Source organism: Actinomycetes bacterium (assembly GCA_035506535.1).
Taxonomy (GTDB): Bacteria; Actinomycetota; Actinomycetes; order DATJPE01; family DATJPE01; genus DATJPE01.
The window spans coordinates 1-2,093 of sequence record DATJPE010000091.1 but is presented as its reverse complement, the minus strand read 5'-3'; the positions used below and the strand labels follow the sequence as shown (position 1 = coordinate 2,093).

Genomic DNA, 2,093 nt, shown 5'->3' with positions numbered 1-2,093 from the left:
TTCCAGTGCCGAATTCAGCGACGCATCGGCTGAGGTCTTCGCCGACCGCACGGAGGGGGGTTCCCGCCCCACCACGCGGCCGCGCTGGGCCTCGCGCTACGCGCGCTTCCTCGTGCTCTCGGACGCCGTCGTCGCGGCTCTGGCCGCCGCGACCGCGCTGCTCCTTCGGTTCGGAGGTGCGGGCGGGACCTACGCATGGGTGACGGTGGCCTTCCCCGCGCTGTGGGTGCTCTCCCTGGCCCTGTGCCGCTGCTACGAGCCGCGGTTCCTCGCCGAGGGCACGGAGGAGTTCCGGCGCGTCGTCGAGGCCGCGGTGCGCGTGGTCGCCGGGCTGGCGCTGTTCGCCTGGGCCTTCGACGTTCCCTTCTCCCGCGGATACGCGGGGCTCGCCCTGCTCGCTACCGTCGCCGGATCGCTGACGGTGCGCGCGCTGGCGAGGCTGCACCTGGTGCGGCTGCGCCGGGCGGGCCGTGCCTCGCACCGGGTCCTGGTCGTGGGCGGCGCCCGCTCCGCCGTCGAGGTCGCCCGGGGCCTGGTCGGGACGCCCGGCCGGGGGTTCAAGGTCGTCGGGCTGCTCACCGACGACGGGATCGCGGCGGCGGACCCGGCAGTCGCCCCCGTGGTCGGAAGCCTGTCCGACGTCCACGACGCACTGGCTGTCCACCGCATCGACACCCTGCTCGTCGTCCCCTCTGCCGGCTTCGAGGCGCGCGACCTGCGCCGGCTGTCCTGGGAGCTCGAGGACAGCGACGTCGACCTGGTCGTGAGCCCCAACCTCACCGACATCGCCGGGCCCCGGATCCACCTGCGGCCGGTGGCCGGCTTGCCGCTGCTGCACGTCGACAAGCCCGAGTTCTCGGGTGTGCGCCGGCTGGCCAAGGCCGCCTTCGACCGGGTCGTGGCGGCGCTCGCCCTCGTCGTGCTGCTGCCGGTCTTCGTGGTCGTCGCGGCCCTGGTCCGACTCGACAGCCCGGGACCTGCCTTCTTCCGCCAGCAGCGGGTCGGGCGAGGCGGCAGCCCCTTCACGCTGTGGAAGTTCCGCTCGATGCACGTCGAGGCCGAGCACGGTCTCGTGGACCTGCTCGACCAGAACGTCCACGACGAGGGACCGCTGTTCAAGATGCGGCGGGATCCGCGGGTCACCCGCGTCGGACGCCTCCTGCGCCGCACGTCGCTGGACGAGCTGCCCCAGCTGGTCAATGTGCTGCGCGGCGAGATGTCCCTGGTCGGCCCGCGTCCGCCGCTGCCGCGCGAGGTCGACCAGTACGGCAGCCACGTACGGCGCCGGCTGCTGGTCCGTCCGGGCCTCACCGGCGTGTGGCAGGTCAGCGGGCGATCGGACCTCTCCTGGGAGGAGTCGGTCCGCCTCGACCTGCACTACGTGGAGAACTGGACCCTGTGGTTCGACCTGTCCATCCTCTTCCGGACGGTGCGGGCCGTGACACGAGCGCGAGGGGCCTACTGATGAGCGCCGCACGCACCAGACCGTCGACCCGCGTGACCATGGATGGAGGATCCCGGTGAGCAAGAGCGTGCTGGGACGGATCGCGATCGCCGTCGCGCTGGTCGCCTCGCTGACCTTCGCCGGGGTCTCCGCCGCCCAGGCGGCCGACGGCCAGCTGGCGATGCATCTTGGCAAGCATCACAAGCATCACAAGCACCACACCTATCCGCCGAAGACCAAGCTGACGCTGGTCGCGGACCGGGCCACGGTCGCCAAGGGCCAGCAGGTCACCCTGACCGCCGGCAACGTGGCCAAGGGCTGCTGGGTGAAGTTCACCTTCGGCTCGCTCAGCACGAGCGCGCCGAGCTCGAACGGGACGGCCACGGCGACCTTCACCTCTCCGTACAGCCACGGCACGATCACGGCCTCGGCGCACACCTACGGGTGCAACTCGCCCGAGTCCGCCTACACCACCGTGCAGGCGACGTCGCCGGCGTGCCACGTCGGCTACGTGAAGAACAACGAGCCGTTCCACGTCACGCTGGGGCGCTTCCCCGCGGGGAGTCCGATCGAGATCAGGGTCTACAACACCCACTTCTCCAAGACCCAGCACGTCACGACCGACTCCCACGGGGGCGTCTCGGTGGTG

At 71.7% G+C, this 2,093-nt stretch carries 2 protein-coding genes; both read left to right on the top strand.

Annotation, left to right across the window (positions count from 1 at the left end; translation table 11 throughout):
- The coding region (locus VMI11_14370; GenBank protein HTY73581.1) for a sugar transferase at positions 1 to 1,465 on the top strand (1,465 nt) is incomplete at its 5' end.
- Between the two features lie 55 nt (positions 1,466 to 1,520).
- Positions 1,521 to 2,093, top strand: a 573-nt coding sequence (locus tag VMI11_14365; GenBank protein ID HTY73580.1) for a hypothetical protein, incomplete at its 3' end; no start/stop codon positions are given.